The sequence below is a fragment of the Bifidobacterium sp. genome (genome assembly GCF_051876855.1).
Classification (GTDB): Bacteria; Actinomycetota; Actinomycetes; order Actinomycetales; family Bifidobacteriaceae; genus Bifidobacterium.
Genome location: NZ_JBJEIH010000038.1, coordinates 72135 through 92225, shown reverse-complemented (window position 1 = coordinate 92225; position 20091 = coordinate 72135). Strand labels below are relative to the sequence as shown.

The 20091-nt window shown below is 61.9% G+C and carries 14 protein-coding genes; all 14 read right to left on the bottom strand.

Going from position 1 to position 20091, the window contains the following annotated elements; genetic code table 11:
- Nucleotides 1-111: 111 nt before the first annotated feature.
- Nucleotides 112-1248 (bottom strand): 3-deoxy-7-phosphoheptulonate synthase, encoded by a 1137-nt coding sequence (locus ACI38B_RS03400; RefSeq protein ID WP_439729519.1) that lies wholly within the window; start codon nucleotides 1246-1248, stop codon nucleotides 112-114.
- A 155-nt stretch (nucleotides 1249-1403) separates the two neighbouring features.
- A complete protein-coding gene (locus ACI38B_RS03395; RefSeq protein ID WP_439729533.1) occupies nucleotides 1404-2741 on the bottom strand; it encodes a C1 family peptidase in 1338 nt (445 codons plus the stop codon).
- A gap of 200 nt (nucleotides 2742-2941) precedes the next feature.
- On the bottom strand, nucleotides 2942-4354 hold the full coding sequence (locus ACI38B_RS03390) for a cell division protein (RefSeq protein ID WP_439729518.1): 1413 nt from the start codon (nucleotides 4352-4354) through the stop codon (nucleotides 2942-2944).
- A gap of 144 nt (nucleotides 4355-4498) precedes the next feature.
- Complete coding sequence (locus ACI38B_RS03385; protein ID WP_439729517.1) at nucleotides 4499-5176, bottom strand: pyroglutamyl-peptidase I family protein; 678 nt, start codon at nucleotides 5174-5176, stop codon at nucleotides 4499-4501.
- A gap of 64 nt (nucleotides 5177-5240) precedes the next feature.
- The gene (locus ACI38B_RS03380) at nucleotides 5241-6185 is read right to left on the bottom strand and encodes an IspD/TarI family cytidylyltransferase (protein ID WP_439729516.1); all 945 of its coding nucleotides are present in this window, start codon (nucleotides 6183-6185) and stop codon (nucleotides 5241-5243) included.
- A 251-nt stretch (nucleotides 6186-6436) separates the two neighbouring features.
- Nucleotides 6437-7480, bottom strand: a complete 1044-nt coding sequence (locus ACI38B_RS03375; RefSeq protein ID WP_439729515.1) for a polyphenol oxidase family protein — start codon at nucleotides 7478-7480, stop codon at nucleotides 6437-6439.
- A gap of 67 nt (nucleotides 7481-7547) precedes the next feature.
- Nucleotides 7548-9107: a peptidase U32 family protein gene (locus ACI38B_RS03370; RefSeq protein WP_439729514.1), complete on the bottom strand. Its 1560-nt coding sequence runs from the start codon at nucleotides 9105-9107 to the stop codon at nucleotides 7548-7550.
- 179 nt (nucleotides 9108-9286) lie between these two features.
- Complete coding sequence (locus ACI38B_RS03365; protein ID WP_439729513.1) at nucleotides 9287-10150, bottom strand: aldo/keto reductase; 864 nt, start codon at nucleotides 10148-10150, stop codon at nucleotides 9287-9289.
- A 242-nt stretch (nucleotides 10151-10392) separates the two neighbouring features.
- Nucleotides 10393-11889: a DUF2207 family protein gene (locus tag ACI38B_RS03360; RefSeq protein WP_439729512.1), complete on the bottom strand. Its 1497-nt coding sequence runs from the start codon at nucleotides 11887-11889 to the stop codon at nucleotides 10393-10395.
- An 18-nt stretch (nucleotides 11890-11907) separates the two neighbouring features.
- Complete coding sequence (locus ACI38B_RS03355) at nucleotides 11908-14097, bottom strand: DUF2207 family protein (protein ID WP_439729511.1); 2190 nt, start codon at nucleotides 14095-14097, stop codon at nucleotides 11908-11910.
- Between the two features lie 114 nt (nucleotides 14098-14211).
- Nucleotides 14212-14775: a LemA family protein gene (locus tag ACI38B_RS03350; RefSeq protein WP_439729510.1), complete on the bottom strand. Its 564-nt coding sequence runs from the start codon at nucleotides 14773-14775 to the stop codon at nucleotides 14212-14214.
- A 396-nt stretch (nucleotides 14776-15171) separates the two neighbouring features.
- On the bottom strand, nucleotides 15172-17901 hold the full coding sequence (locus ACI38B_RS03345; protein ID WP_439729509.1) for a polyribonucleotide nucleotidyltransferase: 2730 nt from the start codon (nucleotides 17899-17901) through the stop codon (nucleotides 15172-15174).
- Nucleotides 17902-18234: 333 nt separating this feature from the next.
- Nucleotides 18235-18504 (bottom strand): 30S ribosomal protein S15, encoded by a 270-nt coding sequence (rpsO, locus tag ACI38B_RS03340; RefSeq protein WP_015451031.1) that lies wholly within the window; start codon nucleotides 18502-18504, stop codon nucleotides 18235-18237.
- A gap of 159 nt (nucleotides 18505-18663) precedes the next feature.
- Nucleotides 18664-19419: a hypothetical protein gene (locus tag ACI38B_RS03335; protein ID WP_439729532.1), complete on the bottom strand. Its 756-nt coding sequence runs from the start codon at nucleotides 19417-19419 to the stop codon at nucleotides 18664-18666.
- Nucleotides 19420-20091: the final 672 nt, after the last annotated feature.

The window sequence follows — 20091 nt, the reverse complement described above, 5'->3', positions numbered from 1 at the left end:
CCACCGAGCGGAAGGCGAGCAAGACAGTCGCCGATAGCAGGCCCGGACTGTCGAAGTACCGGACTACCAAGTCGCCGGGCTACCGGTCACGGAACTACCGGACCAACAGGGCTACTGGTTCAAGGCACGGCGTGCAGTGACCGCGTCAGCGAGCGTGTGCAGCAGCTGGTCGGTGCGATCCCACGGCACGCAGGCGTCCGTGACGGATTGGCCGTAGACGAGCTGGTCGAGCGGGGCGGGCTTCTGATGGCCGCCTTTCAGGAAGCTTTCCATCATCACACCGAAAATACCCGGTTCGCCTTGCGCGATGCGAGCGGCGATATTCTCGACCACTTCGGCTTCGCGGACTTCGTTCTTCCCGCAGTTGCCGTGGGCGGCATCGATGACCACGCCGGCTTCGCTCACACCAGTCGCCTTCGAGGCCTTGAGCGCCTCAAGCGCGGCAGCGACCGACTCGGGGTCGTAATTGGGGCCGTGGCTGGAACCGCGTAAGACCACGTGGCAGTCGGGATTGCCTTTCGTTTCAGCCGAAATCACACGGCCGTCAAGATTAATCGAAAGGAAATGATGCTCGAATCCGGCGGTATAGCAGGAATCCGCGGCCGCTTTGATCGAGCCGTCCGTGGAGTTCTTGAAACCGACCGGCATGGACAGGCCGCTCGCCAGTTCGCGATGTACCTGGCTTTCGGTGTTGCGGGCGCCGATCGCGCCCCAGCTGATCAGGTCGCACAGGTACTGCGGGGTAATCGGGTCAAGCCATTCGGTGGCAGCCGGCAGGCCGAGACCCAGCACATCGGTCAGGACTTTGCGCGCCAGCCACATGCCTTTGCGGATGTTGAAGCGGCCGTCGAGATCTGGGTCGTTGATCAGGCCCTTCCAGCCGATGGTCGTGCGCGGCTTTTCGAAATACACGCGCATCACGATGAGCAGGCGGTCGCTCAACTCGCGGTTGACGGCGGCGAGCTTGGTCGCGTATTCGTGGGCCGCTTTGGGATCGTGGATCGAGCAGGGGCCGACGAGCACGAGCAGACGGTCATCGCGACCGTGCATGATATCGCGGATTTCCTGACGTGAACGCAGCACCAGATCGCGCGCATCGTCGGTCAACGGCAGCTCGCGCAGGAAGGCGCGCGGGGCGGGAATCGGGTCCAGCTGGCGGATGTTGATGTCCACAGTCTCGGGGAGCACGGCCGCATCGCCGAATCGGCGCTCATCCTCAGCACTATCGGGACCACGAAGACCAGCCATCACTCTCTCCTTTCGACATTCCGGACATGGACTACTCACCCTATCGCAAGGCGCGGAGCTAGCCCATCGGGTGATTGCATGCTGGAACGCAAACCGCCTGCCGACGCTACTGGTGTTTCAGCGTCGGCAGGCGGGAACGTGAGATACAGATGTCGTCAGTCGGCGAGAGCGCCCATCGGATCCCAGGCGGGGAGCATGATGGCGGGCTCGTCCAGCGCGGCTTGGTATTCGGCCGGAAGCATCGTGCGCGGCACGGCAACCTCGTACACGTACTCGGTGAACCAATCGTCGCTCATGGTGAAGTAGCCCTTGTCGGCAATCTTCTCGCCCCACGAGTTCTCGACGCGCCAACGACGGGTCGTCTTGCCGTCATCGGCCACGTCAACGCCGACGAACGCCATCGCGTGGTTCATCGCGGAATCGGCGAACCGCACGCGATCCTGCTTGTTCATATCGAAGTCCACATTGTAGACACGGCCGTACTCGAACAGATCGGTCGCCCAGGCGCCCGATTCGCGGTCCATCATCGGATGGCAATCCGCGCCGAACCATACTGGGATGCCCTGCTCGGTCAGGATCCGGCGCACGCAATCCTTCATGAACTCGTTCGGCACATTGAGGTATTCGGTCGGGTCTCCCCCGGCGACATTGCCCAGATGCTCGATACCGATCTTGCGGCCCTTCGGATGTTCGACGCGCGGATCGTCCACGAGGCATACATAGTCCTCGAGACCGGCGTTCACATACTTCTTCCAGAAGTCGACCGGCGTGATCTCGCCGTCACGATGGAAGTTGCCGTCCGTGTCGGTCCACTCCCAATCGAAGCTCTTCGGCGGTTCGCCGAGGTGGATGGTGAGGATGCGATGCCCGGCGTCGGTCGTGCGCGCAATAATCTCGTCAATCTGCGCCTTGTTCGCGTACATATGCGCGACCGCGGTGCGCAACAGCGCACGCAGCTGCGTGTTCATCTCGCCGGTGTTCTTCGAGGACGCGGTCTCCGGGAACAGGTCCTTGGGGACGGCGCCGTACTTCTTATACACGTTCATCGCCATCGTCCACTGGCCGCCGTCACCCATCACGTCATGCAGAAGATGCTGCATCAAGCGGGAATCCGACGGCTCGCCGGCGCGCACCAACGCGGCGACGTCCTTGAGGAAGTAGTTGACACGCTCGAGCTTGTCATAGTACATCGCGTAATTCTGGGAAAACTCGAATTCCTTCAGCCCCAGGTTCTTCTTCGCGATGAAACGGGCGACGTTCAGCGAACTGAACAGCCAGCAGCGGCCGGAATGGTCCTGATGAGTGACGGTGCCGTTGTCCACAACCGTGGAGAAGCGACGCTGCAGGCGGCGCGCACGGTCATAGTTGCGAGCGACATTCTGGATGCCGGCGGCGGTGACGGCGTTCATGGCGAGGTGATTATGCTCGCTCGCGTCGAATTCCTGACGCAGATTGTCCAATGCTTCAGCGCTCAACGGCGTGATCTGGTCCATTCCTACCCCTTGTCTGTTCATCTTGATGATTTCTGTCTGTGTTTCGCCCGTGCGCATGGCGAGCGCGGTACATACGGCAGGAGGAGCGCCGGAATCCGGACGCTCCTCCATATCTAATGCCTTGAACGTCATGGTCTGACCGATGCCGCGATGACGGCGTCAGCGGGCTTTTCCAAGGCACATCATATCAGGTTCGGCAATCAGTTGTTTGCGTTACCATCCTTGTTCGCGGAAGACGCGGGCAGCTGGGCCTGCTGTGAAGCCGGCAACTGCTGGTCTTGCGCGGTGGCCTGGGGCTTCGCGCCCTCGCCGTCGGCAACCACACCGGTGACCGCGACATCGTCGTTTTCAGCCTTCGGCGCACCGAAGTTGAAGCCGGAGAACGCATTGGCGAACATCGAACGCAGCTCGGTGACGCGCTGGGTGATGCTGGCTTCACGCTGCTGCAGCTCGGCGATATGCTGCTGGAGCCCGTCAAGCTCGCTCTTGGCGGCCTGGCGACGTTCCTCAATCTGCTTGGCGGCGTCTTCCTCGGCCTTCTGCAGGATCTGTGCCGCCTGCTCGTCGGCAGCCTTGCGCTTCTGCTCGGAGTAGGCGTCGGCTTCCTCGCGGGTCTTCTTCGCCTTGCCGATCAAATCGTTCGCTTCCTGCTTTGCAGCGGTACGGCGCTCTTCGAGATTGTCAAGCAGCTCGTTGACCTTCTTGGTCGCATCGTCCTGCTGGGCGGCGATATCGGCGCGAATCTGCTCAGCCTCGGCATCGACCTGGCTCATGGTCTTCGTGCGATGCACCTCGGCCTGATCGGAAATTTCTTGAGCCTTGGCCTTGGCGGCATCGGTGATTTCACCGGCCTTGCGCTGGGCCTCGGTCATCGTGCGGGACGCCTGCTCACGCACGTCAGCGAGCTTCTTATTCGCCTCGGCGAGCGCCTTCTCGATCTGATCGTTGGCTTCGCTCTTCAAATGCGTGATCTCTTCGTTCGCGGCCTTGCGCTGAGCCGCAATCTTCTGCGTGGCGTCGGCCTTCATGTCGGAGATTTCACGGTTCTGCTTGGCCAGATCGGAGGCCATACGCTTCTTCTGCTCTTCGCGGGCGTTGCTCAGCTCAAGCTTGACGGTGTCACGCTGCTCGGTGACGGCCTTGGCTGCTTCGGCGCGCATCTGCGCGACTTCTTCCTTCGCGTTCGCGGTGATTGTCGCGGCTTCGGAATTTGCCTTGTCCAGCGTGGCCTTCGCCTTCGCATTCGCCTCGTCGGTGATGTGCTTGGCGTCGAGCTTCGCGTTGTTCAGCAGGGTTTCAGCCTGTGCCTGGGCGGAGGCACGCGTCGAGGCGGCGTCCTGCTTGGCGCGGTTGAGCAGCTCCTGGCTGGTCTGCTCCGCGGAGGCGAGCATCTGCTGGGCGTTTGCGCCGAGCGATGCGAAGGAATTGCCCTTCGATGCCTTCTTGACGTTGTTTTTCTCTTCCTGCAGCTGCGCCTGCAACTGAAGAATCGTGTCATCGCTTGACTTGACCTGCTCACGCAGACGATTCAGCGACTCCTGCGACGCATTGATGGCCTCGTCGACCTTCTCCTTGTCGTAACCGTGAAACACGATCGGGAACCGATCAACCATGAATATTCCTTTCGCCCACGGAGCGAGTGCTCCGCAACACACAACCGATTGAACTCTACCCCAAAAATAGGACGTTCAGGAACGCCATCACCTCATGTTCACAGTTGCGTTCGGAGCCCGCCAGCGCAGGCGCACACAAGCCGCTTATGCGAGCAGAATCTCCCCCGACGAAGGCTCCAGATAGTAGCGCACCGTCTCATGGACCACGTCACGCGCCGCCGCGATCTGCTGGGCAAGCGGAAGACCGTGCTGGGGGTGCGGTTGCTCATTGACCGTGGGGAAATTGAGGAAACCGCCGATGACATGGTCTTTCGTCGCAGCCCAGTTCAACAGGTTGTAGAACAGCGAGTTGCACACGTAGGTGCCCGCGTCGGAACTCAAGGTCGCGGGGATATGGTGGCCGGCGAAATCCTTGAGGATGGAGCGCAACGGCAGACGCGTCCAATATGCGGCGGGCCCTTCGGGATCAATCGGCATACGCCGCGGGCGCCGGTTGTCAGCATCCGGTTTGGCGGCGTCCATCAGATTGGTGGCGCAACGCTCCAACTGCATGCCACGCGCCGCACGTTTAAGACCCGTCGCGATGACGATATCCGGATGCGTGCGCTCAATGGTCTCCAGCAACATCGGCCACGCCTTGGCGAAGCTGACCGGGAGCAGCACCGTGTGGATGGCCACATGCGCATCGGCCAGCAGGCGGTCCTGCGCGGCGAGCCCGGCGAGCCCGTCGCGCTCCAACGCGGACAGCACCTCGAGACATGGGTTGATATCAATGCCCTCGTACGGCGCGAATCCGGACATCACCACATTGATCTGCTTCATACCCTCAAGTCTAGCCGCAACCGCATCACGCCGGCGAACGCCGGTCTACGCTGAAGTCGCCGGCTTACGCCTCGCCGGGACGCACCATGCCCTGCACGCGGTCGATGGCGCGTTTGCGGGTAGCTTCAAACGCGAAACGCTTGACCATCTCAAGATCGTCCTGCGTGGTGATTTTCATGTTGCTTTCGCTGCCGGCGACAATCGCGACACGCGTATCCGGCAGATAATCCACGACCACCCGCGTATCGTCGGTCGGATGGAAATCCGGGTCCTGCGCGGCGAGCTCGTATGCGTGGCGGATTGTCTTGAACCTGAAGGCCTGCGGGGTCTGCGCGCGGAACATATCACTGCGATCGGGCACCGCATGCACCACTTTGCGGTCGCCCAAGTCCTCGGTGACGAGGATCGTGTCCGTCGAGGCCATGGCGACCGTCGCGGCATCGAACTCGTCCAAAGCGTCGATGCAACCGTCGATTGACGAACGCTCGACGAACGGGCGCACTGAATCGTGGATCAGCACCTTCGCGTCCTGCGGGATGCCGAAATCCGCGAGCATCTGCAACGCGCTTTCCGTGCTGTCTACGCGTTCGGCGCCGCCTTCGATAATCGCTCGGACTTTCGCGTAGCCGCCTTCGTCCACCAGACGCTCGACCTCGTCGCGCACCTGCGGGTTCACCACGACGACGATATCCGTGATTCTCGGGTCGTATTCGAAGGCCTCGATGCTCCAGCACACCACGGGCTTATTGGCCACCGCAACCAATTGCTTGGGGTTTCGGGCATCGAAACGGGTGCCGAAGCCCGCGGCCAGCACCACCGCGACCACGGGGACCTGGACGGGAGCGGCGGCGGGTTCGTCGGCCTGTTCGGCAGGTTCGACAGGCGATTCGGCGGGTACGGCGGCCGGTTGGGATTGGACTGCCTCTTGCCGGTCGGTATCGCAGGCCTGCGACTGCCGGACGCGGTCGGGCTGCCGGTCATGCTGGGATTCTGGACTCTCTTCGCACATACGCCCCACCGTAAACGCAACCATGGCCTGATATCGCAACGTGTGCGGGTTTCTGCACCGAATCGGCGGATTCCGACACGTTGTCGGATTCCGACTTGGGCAGGCGCCTTGAGGCCAGATGCGTGCGAACGGAACAGGCTGCCAGAGGCAGCTGCCTGAGACATAGACCGCAAGCCGGTGCCACATCCACACAAACAAACAGACGGACAAGCAAACAGACGGCCGGCGGCAAACACCCGACCGCCACGAGGTCAGGCCTGCCGCGAAATCAGGGCGAGCATTCGGCCCTCATGCGTTTTCTTGGCGAGCGCGGCGCGGCGATGCGAGTACCACAGCGGGTTCTCCAAGGTGCACAGGCTGTGTTTGATGGCGCCGACCCGCTCGTCGAGCTGTGGATCGCCTTCGTTGTCGATACGGCACAAGTCGCGCAGTTCCTGGTCTTGCGCAAGATATTGCGTTGCGGCAGCAACCCGTGGCCGCGAATCGATGATGCGTTCGGCGCTGATACCGGCCTTGTCCAAGCATTGGCGGGCGGCTGCGGCAATATCGATGCCGGGGCCGCCAAATCGGGTGAGCGTGTAGGTGCCGGGGAATTTCGCGTCAAATGCGTCGGCGATGTCCCCGCCGACCTCGTAGCAGTCGCCGCAGATGCATGGGCCGAGCGTGGCGACGATTCGGGAGCGTTCGGCGCCTTTCGCGCACATGAGGTCGATGGTGTGGGCGATGATGTCGCGTTCCAGTCCTCTCCGGCCGCAATGCGCGCCCGCGATGATGCCGGATGCTGGATCGGCCATGAGAACAGGCAGACAATCCGCTGCGAAGATGCCGAGCGCGATGCCGGTGCGCGAAGTCACCTGACCATCGGCGGCGACCACCTGCGGCTGCCTGTCCGTGTCGTCGCCTGTGCCGGCTGTCTCGGCGTTCGCGGCGACGGCAACCGTGTCGTCTGACCGCACAGTGCCGGATACATCGAATCCGAAAGGCGTGTTGATGGTGAAGGAACCGTCGACATCCACCGCATCCCCTGAATGGACTTGGCTGATCAGCGACAAGTCAGCGCCGACCGCCGTGCGCAAGGCCACCCGGTTGGCGAGCACATGTTTGGGGTCGTCGCCGGATTTGCCGCCCAGATTGCATGCCGTGTAATCGCCTTGGCTGACCCCGCCCAACCGGGTCGTGTAAGTCACGGTGATACCCGGCGCGAGGATGACCGGAATGGTGACGGGGATTGGATTGCCGGATTCGTCCACCGGCGGGATGGCGTTGCTGTCCACGATGTTCGCAGGATCGTTCATACCGCCTATCCTAGCGGCATGCCGCGCAATCGCCATCCGCCGGTACTGCCGGGACCGCCAGCCTCGACTATTCGGCTTTCAGCGTGCGGTTGCGGGCGCGGGAACGAATCGCGGCATTCGCGGTCACCGGCTCGGGGCAGGGCATGGAGAACACGTGGGCGGGGTTGTTCACCGATTCGACCCAATGGCCCTCGGCGTCAAGGAACCCGCCCGCCGGCACGGTCATACGCAGCGGTTCGCGACCTGGCATCAGGAACTCGACTTCCTGCCCCGCCTCGATTTTGTTGCGGCTCATCAGCGTGACCCGCTGTGTTGAAGCGTCATACGAAATCACTTCGCCCACGACGATCCAATCGCGGAAATACCCACCGCGGTCCGTATTCTGCCCGACCGGATGCTCAGGATAGTAGAAGCCCGTGCTGTATTCGCGGTGCGAGACCTTATACGGCTCGTCCAGCACCCATTGCGGCAGGCGGACATGTGGCGCGTCACCGGGCATGCGCGCGGCATCACCCAGCAACGCGGGTTGTCCTGCCGGCGTGCGGCGAACGCGGTCGGCGAACGGCTTGAGCGTATGGCCTTGCCCGTCCTCGAACCCGCGTTGGACCATATACGCATCCACTGCCGTCTTGTAGGCATTCGTGACCGCGGCCACGTAATACGCGCTTTTCGCCCGCCCCTCGATTTTCAGGCTCGTAGCTCCCGCGTCGATGAGATCGTCAAGATGGCCGAGCATGTTCATATCCTGCGAATTGAACAGGAAAGTCCCCTCACCGTTCTCTTCGACCGGGAAGAACCTGCCGGGGCGTTTTTCCTCGACCACATGGTATTTCCAGCGGCAGGGCTGCGCGCAATCGCCATGATTGCCGCTGCGTCCGGTCAGATAATTCGACAGCAGGCAGCGTCCGGAGAAGGCCATGCACATCGAGCCGTGCACGAAACATTCGATATCAAGATCGTCCGGTGTGTTCGCGCGGATGTCACGAACCGCGTCCAAGTCAAGCTCGCGGGCGAGCACCACACGCTTCGCGCCCAGTTCGTACAGCGCGTTCGCGGCGCCGTAATTGGTGACGCCGGCCTGCGTGGACACATGCAATTCGAGATTCGGGGCGATATGGCGGGCTTCCATCATGATGCCGATATCGGTGACGATCAGCGCGTCGACCCCGACTTCGGCGAGCTGGCCCAAATACTCGCGCATGGCCGCGACCTCGTCGTTATGCGGCAGGATGTTGCAGGTCACATACACGCGGGCGCCATGCTCGTGCGCGTACCGCGCGCCCTCTTCAAAATCCTCGAGCGTGAAATTCTTCGGCGCCGAACGCATGCCGAAGGCCTTGCCGCCGCAGTAGACGGCGTCCGCACCGAAATCGACTGCGGTTTTCAGGCTGCGCAGGTTGCCGGCGGGCGCCAGCACTTCGGGGCGCCGGCGAGTATGGCGTAAGGTAGCCGCAATCGGAGCTGCGGCTGCGTCCGCAATCGACGCAGTCTGTGGGGTCTGTGTGGTCTGTGAAGTCATCTGCGGGGTCTGTTCGATTTGCGAAGTCTGTGCGGTCATTGGTGTGATCGCCGGAATCTGTCCGGCCTGCCCGGTCTGTCCGGCCTGTGGAGTCTGCGAAGTCGTCATCTGTTCATTCATCACCGCATAGCATAACAACCCCGCCGCGATGACACGTCCTGCAACGTCCCGCAGCGTCTTTCCCCAGAACCGCCTCCCCACGGATCGCTCCGTTCCACAAACTGGTTACGCTGAGGGGCTTCTCAGCGTAACCAGTTTGTGGAAGACAGCAGATGCTGGAGACCAACTCAGCCCAGATAGGCGAGTTCGTCGGGGCTGAGCTCGAGTTCGTCAGCCTTCAGCGAGTCAAGGATGGTTTCAGGTCGATGCGCGCCCGGAATCACGAACATGTGATCGCCCTTGGCAAGCTCCCATGCGAGCACCACCCGCTGGTAACTGACACCATGCTTCGCGGCGACTTTGCGGAACGGATCGAACAGATGCTCGTCGTAAGGGTGACGATACCCGCCAAGCGGACTCCAGCACACGAATGCGAGACCGAGCTTCGCGCAGTAATCAAGCGTGTCCTGCGTTTCCAGATGAATCGGAGAATACTGGTTCTGCACGGCGACCAGCTTGTCGCCCAACACGCGGCGGGCGATATCCAGCTGTTCGATAGTGACGTTCGACACGCCCGCCCACTTGGCCACCCCTTGGTCAAGCAGCGCCTTGATGCCTTCACAGGACTCCTCGTACGGGACCTCCGGGTCATGGCGGTGCAGATACAGCAGGTCAATCGCGTCCACGCCGAGCGCCTGCGCCGACTGCTTGCCGTATTCGATGAGATGCTCCGGCTTGCCGTCACGCGGCCAGATCGGCTTGTCGCCGTCCCATGCGCGGCGCAACCCCACCTTGGTGGCGACCAGCACCTCGTCACGCGGGCCGTTCCACGTGTCCAGCGCCTCACGTACCAGCTTCTCGCCGGTCTGCTCCTCCTCGCCGGGCGTGTAATATGCCCACGCGGTGTCGATATGACGGCAGCCGGCGTCAAGGGAGGCGTGCAGTGTCTCGATGCCGACCGCATGCCCGCGGTTGTTCTCGATGGTCAGCGGCATTTCGCCATGCCCGATGGCGGTGGTGTGGAACGGTCCCAGATCACGGAATAACGTCATGAATCCTCCTTCGCGGACACCGCATACCCTCATGGCAGGCGGCTGCCGGACAACGTGTCTTCGGTCAACCGGCCTCGGCACCGATTCGCCTGTCGCCGCTTGACGCAATCAGTTCCAGCCTACGGGCGGATATGGATTTCGCGGTGAGTACGTGGCAATTGCATGGTAATCGCGCAGGGCGATTCTGCCAGCGGATCCACCGGCACCGTGGATTCTGACACCCTCCACTTCGGATGCCTTGGTCAGCCGCCGAACAGCCAGTTCCACAGGTCGATGGCATGGTCAACCCCCGCGTCCAACGCCATGCCGACAAAAGTGAACTGGTCCTCAAACTCCTGCTCGTCGATGACAATCGGAATCGTGTCCCTGCCCCGCCACAGCGCCTTATTGGCGATACCGAAGGCGGCGGCGAACACCAGATATCGGTTCCACAGCTTCAAATCAGGGATGTCACGATCTTTGAACTCGCCGAAATCCTCAAGATAGGCGGCAAGACCGTTGACTTGGGTCGCATAGTAGCGGCCGGTATACGTCAGACCGTACCGATTCGTGCCTAGCAACATCGTTACGGCAAGCACCATCGTCACCGCCGGGAGCAATGCAATCAGGCCTTGCGTCATCAACACGGCTAATGCGACGAACGAGACAGGCAGCAGCACCAGCCCACAAACCAACGCGAGCCGCCCCACGCGATGGGTGGCGTGCAAACCGCGGAATTCCAGCCGCATCCGGTCGGAGAAACCGGTGAGTGCCTGCGTGCCGTCACCCCAATTGCGGTATGTCTCGCGCATCTGCGAGGTGTCGAACATCGTGACGCCCTTATGCTGCGCCACGCGTTCCAAAACATCAAGCGCAGCCATTTCACTGTCATACAGGCCGAGGTGCGGATCATGAGCAGCGGGCAGGATCACGATGGTGGTGACGCTGCCATCGGGGCCGTCAAAACCCCGCCAGCCGTCTGCTACGCGATGAATGGGGTCAGGCGTTGTCTTACCGGGGAATGTATCGGCATCGGCCGGAGAATACGGTGAGGGCATGACGGCAACTGCAGGTCCGGGCACCCCTGTTTGGGCGGACGGCTGCGGCGGCACCGGCGTGAACGTTTGCCCCGACATCGCATCGACAACCTGCGTGCCCGGTACGTCAGCGAACGCGACAGAAGCGCGGGGATTGCCGTAAGCATCGGCGATGTATCCGCCTGGATGGCCGGCAGTTTGCTTCCCGCCCGCAGCCCCGGCGGTGGCGTTTCGACCCACATTCCCCGGCAGCAGCGCAATCGCGCCTTTAGATGCGAGCGACAGCACCGACGCGGCCAGCGCGCGAGGAAGCACGCTGGACCAATCCCGCCCGTCCATCATGCCGCGAATCCAAGCGGCGCTTGCCGGGCTGATATCCGGCTCCTGACGCCAATATCCGATGCTTTTCACCACGCGTGCGCTTAACGCGGCGACGACCATCGACACAAGTCCGGCCACCGCGAGCGCAACGCACAACGCGAGCAGATTCAACTGACCGGCCGACAAGCTCGGCGGCGCCGCACTGCTCACGGCACGTAGCACATCCGAACGGAACCGGTCGCCGGCGATGTAGAGCATGGCTGCCACGCTGAGGGCCAGCACGATGATACCGGCGATTACCCCACGCAGCACCCGATGATGCTCGAGGAAATGCGGCAACGGCATGGCCGACAGCCAATCCAGCGTATTGTCCGGTCTGCTGCCAGTGTCAACGGAATTCACGGTATCTTCGCCTCGGTGTCAGCGACCGCCAAAACTGCCGCCGCCGGCTCCGCCGCCACCGCCGCCGAAGCCGCCGCCACCGGAGAATCCACCACCGGAGAAGCCGTCGCCCGACGACGAGCTTGCCGGGGCGAGCAAAGTCTGCGCGGCATCCGAGACTTGCGCGAATCCGGCACTCAGCTGGTCGCCCAGATCAGCGAAGGACGATGGCGTGAACGAGACACCTGCCGCCGCACCGGCGAATGCAGCACCCGCATTCGACCCGAAATTGAAGGACCACAGGCTCGGGCGGTACATCCAGTACAGCAGCGAATCGGTGGCGTTCTCGTCAAGCCATCGCGCATCGGACAGCTCGGGGGCGGCCTGGGCGAGTTGCCGCATGACTTCCTGCGATAATCCGAAGGCCGCCGCATACACAAGATACCGGTCCCACAAGGCGAGGTCGGCAGCGCCGCGATCCTTGAAATCGCTGAAATCGGTGATGTAGCGTTTGAACGCGTCGATCTGGGTGGCCAGCGCCTTGCCCTTGTCGGTGAGCACCTGGACATGTATGAGGCCGATGTACGCGCCGACGCAGCATGCGACCGGCAGGACGGTCACGAATTGCAGGAACAGGTTGCTAGCGAACATGTTGTGGCACACAATCGCGTACACCACGCTCAGGCAAGCCACGAGATTGCTCCAGCCGCCGTATGAGGTGGACGCGTTGAGCTTGCCGTACTCCAGAGTGAACTTGAGTTTCAGGTCCTGCAGCTTCCTGGCGCCCTCTTTCCAGTCATCCATCATGACGCGCATCTGCTGCATGTCGAAAGATCGGGCCTGGTGGTGTTCGCCCACCAGCTGCAAGTAGTCAAGCAGGGCGCTCTCCGACTCGCACAGGTTCAACGCGGCACGATACGCAGGGTCATAGCTGCCGGGTTCGATGGCGATCGTCACGTTGTCGGACGAGCCCGACGCCACGGATGCGGCCACCTGCGGGGTGTTGATGTAAGATGACACGGCTGCACTGTCCGGATGGGACACGTCGATGGAGCCGTACGCAGCCGCCGAGCCGGGCAGAATCCTGATGGCGTGTTTCGAGGCGAGCGACAACATGGTGGCGGTCAACGCGCGTGACTGCGTCTGATCGGAAGAGACGTGCTCAAGGATCTCGTTGAGTTGCGCGGCATTGTTCGGGCTCATATCCGGCGGATCGCGGCGGTATCCGGGGTCTTGGGGGAACGCCGCTTTGCGCTTGCTGCGGATGATCGCCATGATTAGGCAGAGCATGATTAGGATGCCGATGATCACGGCGAGCGCAATCTTGGCAATCAGCAGCGCGGCTTCCACCTTGCGTTTCGAGTTCCACTCCTGCTCTTTGCGCTGTTCCGTGCTCATCAGTGTGCTGCGGTAGTCGCCGCTGGCATGACGGGCGACATCTTTGGTAGCTGACACGTCGTACATGGTGACCAGATCCAAGTACATGCCGGATTTCACGTCGTATGCGGTGAAATTGAGCGACCCGCCCTTGCCGCGCGAGGTGGTTGACGTGCCCTCATAATGCAGCCACGCCCACGAGTTCTTCTCGCTGATTCCCTCCGGGAAGGTGACGGTACCGGTCAGTTTGCCGATCGGGACGCTGTTTGATTCGCCCACGGGCTCCCACTGGAATGCGGCGACATCGTCGTATGCCGTGGCGACGCCTTCGAACGTCATGGAAATATCGAAGCCGATGCTGTCGGCGGCATTGACCGCCGGAATATTCCAGCCGAGCTCCACGGTGCCGTTGGTTGTGGAGGCGGGATCGTACTGTTCAAGCGAGTCGCTGGAGTCGACAGTACCGATATACCAATGCCCTGCATACTGGCTGTCCCACTGGGAGACGGTCTGCGAGCCGGCAATGATGGGGTCTGCCTGCGAATAGCTCACTCCGGCAGTGGTGTTGCGCACACTGATGTCCGTGATCGCGGTGAGTTTGTCGGGGTCCAGCGTATAGCGCTGATACAGCTGCCGCCACGGCTTGTCACGGTTCTGGAGCTTGACATCGATATGTTCGGTGATGCGCAGGTCACCGTTGGCCATCACCTTGACTTGATAGTCCACGCTCCGATATGACAGATCCGGGGAGCTGGTCCAGCCAGTCGTCAAAACCAACGCGGCGGCGGCGACCAACGTCACCGCGACCATGATGGCGATGGTTTTCACCCAAGTCTTGCCCCGGTTCTGCATATTTGCCCTTCCGACAATCCTCGAAAATCCACGACGACAATCCCCGCGGTCCGCAGCACTGTAAGCACCGCGGACCACTTGGAGAACTTACCTGTGAGCCTCTATGGATTCGGCTCAGAACTTCACTTGCGGAGCCTGCCTCGAGGCGTCGTCCACCTGGAAGTAATCCGCCTGCTCGAAGTGGAACAGGCCTGCCACGATATTGCTCGGGAAGGTCTCGATCGCGTTGTTGAGCTTGAGCACGACATCGTTGTAGAACTGACGCGCATAGGCGATCTTCTGCTCGAGATCTTGCAGCTGGCGTTGCAGATCCAGGAAGTTCTGGTTCGCCTGAAGCTGCGGATACGCTTCGGCGGTGGCCTGCAAGTTGAACAGAGCATGGGTCAGCTCGTTCTCCGCGGCGATGCGTTCCGCCGTACCAGCCTGCTTGTCGGCGGCCACAGCGACGGCCTTCGCGCGAGCCTCGGTGACCTGCGTGAACACCTGGGACTCATGGGTGGCGTACCCCTTGACGGTTTCCACCAGGTTCGGCACCAAATCGGCACGCTGCTTGAGCTGGACATCAATCTGCGCCCAGCCGTTCTTGACCCGGTTGCGCAGGGTGACCAGATTGTTGTATGCGCTGATCATCCACACAATGATTAGCAGCACGATGACGGCAATGATGATCCACACCATCGTTCTCTCCTTCGAAGACATCGGGGTCTCTTGAGCCCGGCAGGGACAGCCTGCATAACAAGTATCTCAGAAGCCTTGTACCAACGGGCATATCCTTGGATTGTTGGGGTCTGCCCATCGAGGACTTAGTGCCTACCCATCGAGGACATGGTACTTCCCATACTGGTGACGCTAAGCCGCCTGTCAGTGTAGACAGTTTGTGAAGGGGAGCGTCACGGCTGCGGCGGCACAGGACGTTGAGAGCACAGGATGCGCAGGGGCCAAGAGGTTCAAGGCACAAGACGTTCAAGGCACAGGGCATTCCACGCAAAAGGACCGCCGGGAAACACTCCCGACGGCCCAATCAGCTCAGCGGAACCGGACGATCACGCTACGCGCAACCGAACCGGTACGCGATCAGTCCTCCTCGAACGGATCGAAATCGCGGCGCACACGGCGGCGCGGACGCTCATGACGCTCCTCGCGGTCGGCACGATACTCGTCGTAGTGGTCATCCGCCGCATAGCGCGGGTTGCGGTCGTCACGACGGCCGCCACGATAGCCACGGCCACCGCGGTCATCACGGTCGGAACGCTCAGAACGACGGCCACGACGCGGACGATCATCATACTCATCATCACGCTCGTCACGATCATCGCGGGAACGACGGGACGGACGCTCGTCATCATAACGGTCGTCGCGGCTGCGGCGAGACGGACGACGGTCGTCATCGTAACGGTCGTCGCGGTCATCACGGTCGGAACGCTCGGAACGACGGCCACGACGCGGACGATCATCATACTCATCATCACGCTCGTCACGGTCATCACGACGGCCACGGCCACCGCGATATCCGCGATCCTCGCCCTCGTCACGACGGCCACGGCCGCCGCCACGACGCTCGTCACGCCCGCGACCGGCGGAACGCGGAGCCGAAGATTCCTGGTCCTCGAAACCGGGGATGGCCAGGGAGATCTTGCCGCGGTCATCGACACCCTGCACGACGACCTCGACGGTGTCGCCTTCCTTGAGCACGTCCTCGACGGCGTCGATACGCTCGCCGTTGGCGAGGTTACGCACCTGGGAGATGTGCAGCAAGCCGTCGGTGCCCGGAGTCAGGTTCACGAACGCGCCGAAGCTGGTGGTCTTAACGACCTTGCCGTTGTAGACCTCACCCGGTTCAGGGACATGCGGGTTGGCGATGGAATCGATGATGCCCTTCGCCTTCTCGGCAGCCTCGCCACCCTCGGAGGAGATGTAGACGGTGCCGTCGTCCTCGATGGTGATCTCGGCGCCGGTGTCCTCCTGGATCTGGTTGATCATCTTGCCCTTCGGGCCGATGACCTCGCCAATCTTGTCGACAGGCACCTTGGTGGTGATGATGCGCGGAGCGAACGGGCTCATCTCAGCCGGGCCGTCGATGCACTCGTTGATCAGGTCGAGGATCGTGGCGCGGGCTTCCTTCGCTTGCTGTAGGGCGGCGGCGAGCACGTCGGCCGGAATGCCGTCGAGCTTGGTGTCCAGCTGCAACGCGGTGATGAACTCGGAGGTGCCGGCCACCTTGAAGTCCATATCGCCGAACGCGTCCTCGGCGCCCAGAATGTCAGTCAGCGTCTTGTAGATGTGCTGGCCGTCAACGTCACCGGAGACCAGACCCATCGCGATGCCCGCGACCGGGGCCTTCAGCGGCACGCCGGCGGACAGCAGCGACAGTGTGGAAGCGCACACGGAGCCCATGGAGGTGGAACCGTTGGAACCGATGGCCTCGGAGACCTGACGGATGGCGTACGGGAACTCCTCGCGGCTCGGCAGCACCGGCACGAGAGCCTTTTCGGCGAGGGCGCCATGGCCGATCTCGCGACGCTTCGGGGAGCCGACGCGGCCGGTTTCACCGGTCGAATACGGCGGCATCTCGTAGTTGTGCATGTACCGCTTGGACTGCGGGCCGCTCAGCGCGTCGATCTGCTGCTCCATCTTGAGCATGCCGAGCGTAGTGACACCCAGGATCTGGGTTTCGCCGCGCTGGAAGAGGGCGGAGCCGTGCACGCGCGGCACGATGTCCACTTCGGCGGACAGGGTGCGGATGTCACGCAGGCCACGGCCGTCGATGCGGTAATCCTGGGTCAGGATGCGGCGGCGCACAATCTGGCGCTGCAGCTCCTTGAACGCGTTGCCGAGTTCCTTTTCCTTCTCAGCGTCGTCCATGTCGGTGAACTCGTTGGCCAGCTGCTCGCGCACCTGCTCCTTGATTTCGTGGATGCGCTCCTGGCGGGGCAGCTTTTCCGCGATGGACAGGGCTTCGTCAAGCTGGGAGTGGGCGATTTCGTCGATGCGGTTGTAGAGATCCTCGGTGTACTCCGGGAACAGCTGGAACTCCTTGGCCGGCTTCGGAGCCTTGGCCTTGAGCTCGTTCTGCGCTTCGCAAATCGTCTTGATGAACGGCTTGGCGGCCTCAAGACCACCGGCGACGACTTCCTCGTCCGGCTTGGTCTGGCCCTCGTCATAGATGAGGTGCCAGGCGTTCTTGCCGGCACCGGCTTCGATCATGGCGATCGCGACATCACCGTTCTCGACCACGCGGCCGGCGACGACGATCTCGAAGACCGCGCGCTCACGCTCGCTCCAACGCGGGAAGGCGACCCACTGGCCGTCGATCAGGGCCAGACGCACGCCGGAAACCGGGCCTTCGAACGGCAGGCCGGAAATCATGGTGGACGCGGATGCTGCGTTCAGTGCGAGCACATCGTAGGCGTCGTCAGGGTTGACGGCGAGCACGGTCTCCACGACCTGCACTTCGTTGCGCAGCGTGTGCGGGAACAGCGGGCGCAGCGGGCGGTCGATGATACGGCAGGCGAGAATCGCCTCGGAGCTCGGGCGGCCCTCACGGCGGAAGAAGGAGCCCGGGATCTTGCCCGCGGCGTACATCTTCTCCTCCACGTCGACGGTCAGCGGGAAGAAGTCGTAGTTCTCCTTCGGGCTGGAACCGGCCGTGGTGGTGGACAGGACCATCGAATCATCATCAAGATAGGCGGCCACAGCCCCATCCGCCTGCTGGGCGAGACGACCCGTCTCGAAACGCAACGTGCGCTTGCCAAATGAACCATTGTCGATTACGGCCTCTACGGCCTTGATTTCGGGACCCTCCAAGGGTTCCTCCTTTGTTTGATTATCTATCTACCTAAACCATTACTGACCTGACGCAGGCCTTGCGTGTCACGCGGCATACCTGGCCGCGAATCCTTCGTTTTCCTCGTGTCAGAACGTCAGTTCCATTATTCACTTATTCGTTGACTTTTCGCTTGCGGCATCGCACCCCGTGCATGCCCGCCGGCCCCCGGTGTTGTCCTGCCTCGAAGGCGACGACAAGCGCTGCCATGCTGCCTGCCGCCGCCGACATCGGTCCGCCCCCTGTGGGCGGGACGCTTATCAGTTCGAGCGTGATATACGAGCGCCCGCGCACAAGGCACGGGCGTAAGTCTTCTATCGACGCAGGCCGAGACGGTCGATCAGGGAACGGTAACGATCGATGTCCTCGCGCTTGAGATAGTCAAGCAGACGACGACGGTCGCCGACCATGAGCAGCAGGCCACGGCGCGAATGATGATCGTGCTTGTGGGTCTTGAGGTGCTCGGTCAGATCGGTGATGCGCTTGGTCAGCAGTGCAACCTGGACCTCCGGGGAACCGGTGTCGCCTTCGTGCGTCGCGTACTTGCTGATGATTTCCTGCTTGTCCTGAGCCGTAAGTGCCACGGCTTCCTCCTTGGGTTCTAGCTGCGCGGTGCCACCGGCCCAATGCCGGAGCGCTCTCTATCCGCGGGCGAAACACGCCAAAATGCAATTGTAAACCAAGGTGTGGAAAACCTATGGCATGGTGGCGTCAAGGACGAGCCGACAATCAAACCGCCTCGGTCAAACCGCCTCGAGCAGGCCACCGAACATCACAATGCACAACGCGGCCACCTCAATCACAAAGAACATGGTGAGCGAAGCCCAGCTGTGCGTGAGTGCGTTGAGCGGGGAATCCTTGCGAATCGCGACCAGCAGCCCGACGAACACCAGCGCGTAGACCGCCACCGCGACGCCCGCCGCCATGATCCCGAGGTTCGCGGCGTTCGCCAGCGGAGCGTCGGAGCCATACACGACATACGTCGAATACCAGAAATTGAATCGCAACAGGCACATACCCGCAATCAACTGCTCGGCGATGATGCCAAGTACGAACACCACCCGCCACAGCCAACGACGCGAATCGACAATCAACATGCCGAGACCTGTGAACGCGAGCACCGTGACCAACCAAGAGACGAACATCACCCCTTGCATGGACAGCTTGCTGACCGCGGCGACCAGATCGGCGGTGTCCCGCACGGCGATATCGCGGCCGATGCCGTACGGCACGATGATGGCCAAGAGTAGCAGGATGGCGAACACCGCCCATTGCACCGGATGCGACTTGCTGCGTTCGATATCTGCCAACGACAAATCGCTGTCAGGGATGGTGGGTTCGGGATGTCTGGACACATCCACGTGTTCGACCTTACCGCGCACGATTTCGGTCGCGGTGTTCGATTCGTCCGGAGCACGGCCGGAATCGGCGGTGGTGGCTGACGTGGAGGGGGCGGTGGCAGACGCGGAGGAGACGGCAGAATCGCCTGCGTTGCCCATCGTGGAGGGGACGACCGCATCGCCCGCATCGCCCGTCGTGGAGGGAGTAGCGACATCGCTCGCATCGGAGAGGTCAACGACGCGGTCCGGCACCTTGGTCGCATCCATATCGGCCACGTCAGTGTTCTCCCCGCTCACGTTTGCGCTGTTGTGTGGGCTTGTTTCCGCCATGCATTGCCTCGCTTGTCCGGACATGCGGCGCAATGGCCACACGCGTTGTTTCGCTATCCACTCTAGTATGCCGCAAGCCGGATGGATGCGCACGAATCCGGGCGGGCATCATCACGCGCACGTAAGTTCCCGGTTGGGAGTAGGCGATACACCGATGCACACGAATCCGGGCAGGTCATCGTCACGCACAACTCGCCTATCGTCGGGCAATCAGGACAACCAAATCTGAAAATCTGCGCGAATCAGTGTGTGCGGGCGAGATATTTAGAAAAAAGTCTCAACATCTCTCGTCAACCGTGCTGTTTGCCGATTTTTTCAGATTTCTCGCGCAGCACACGAGACTGCCGGCACCTCAAAACCGTTGATATTGCTGGATTCTCAAGATTGGCCGTCGCCTCGATCACCTTGCAAAATCTCAATTTCTCATGAAATCAGGTCTCGGGCGCGAGTTTTTTGACTTTTCCTGAATAACTCGCCACATCGGCATCCAAACGCGAGATA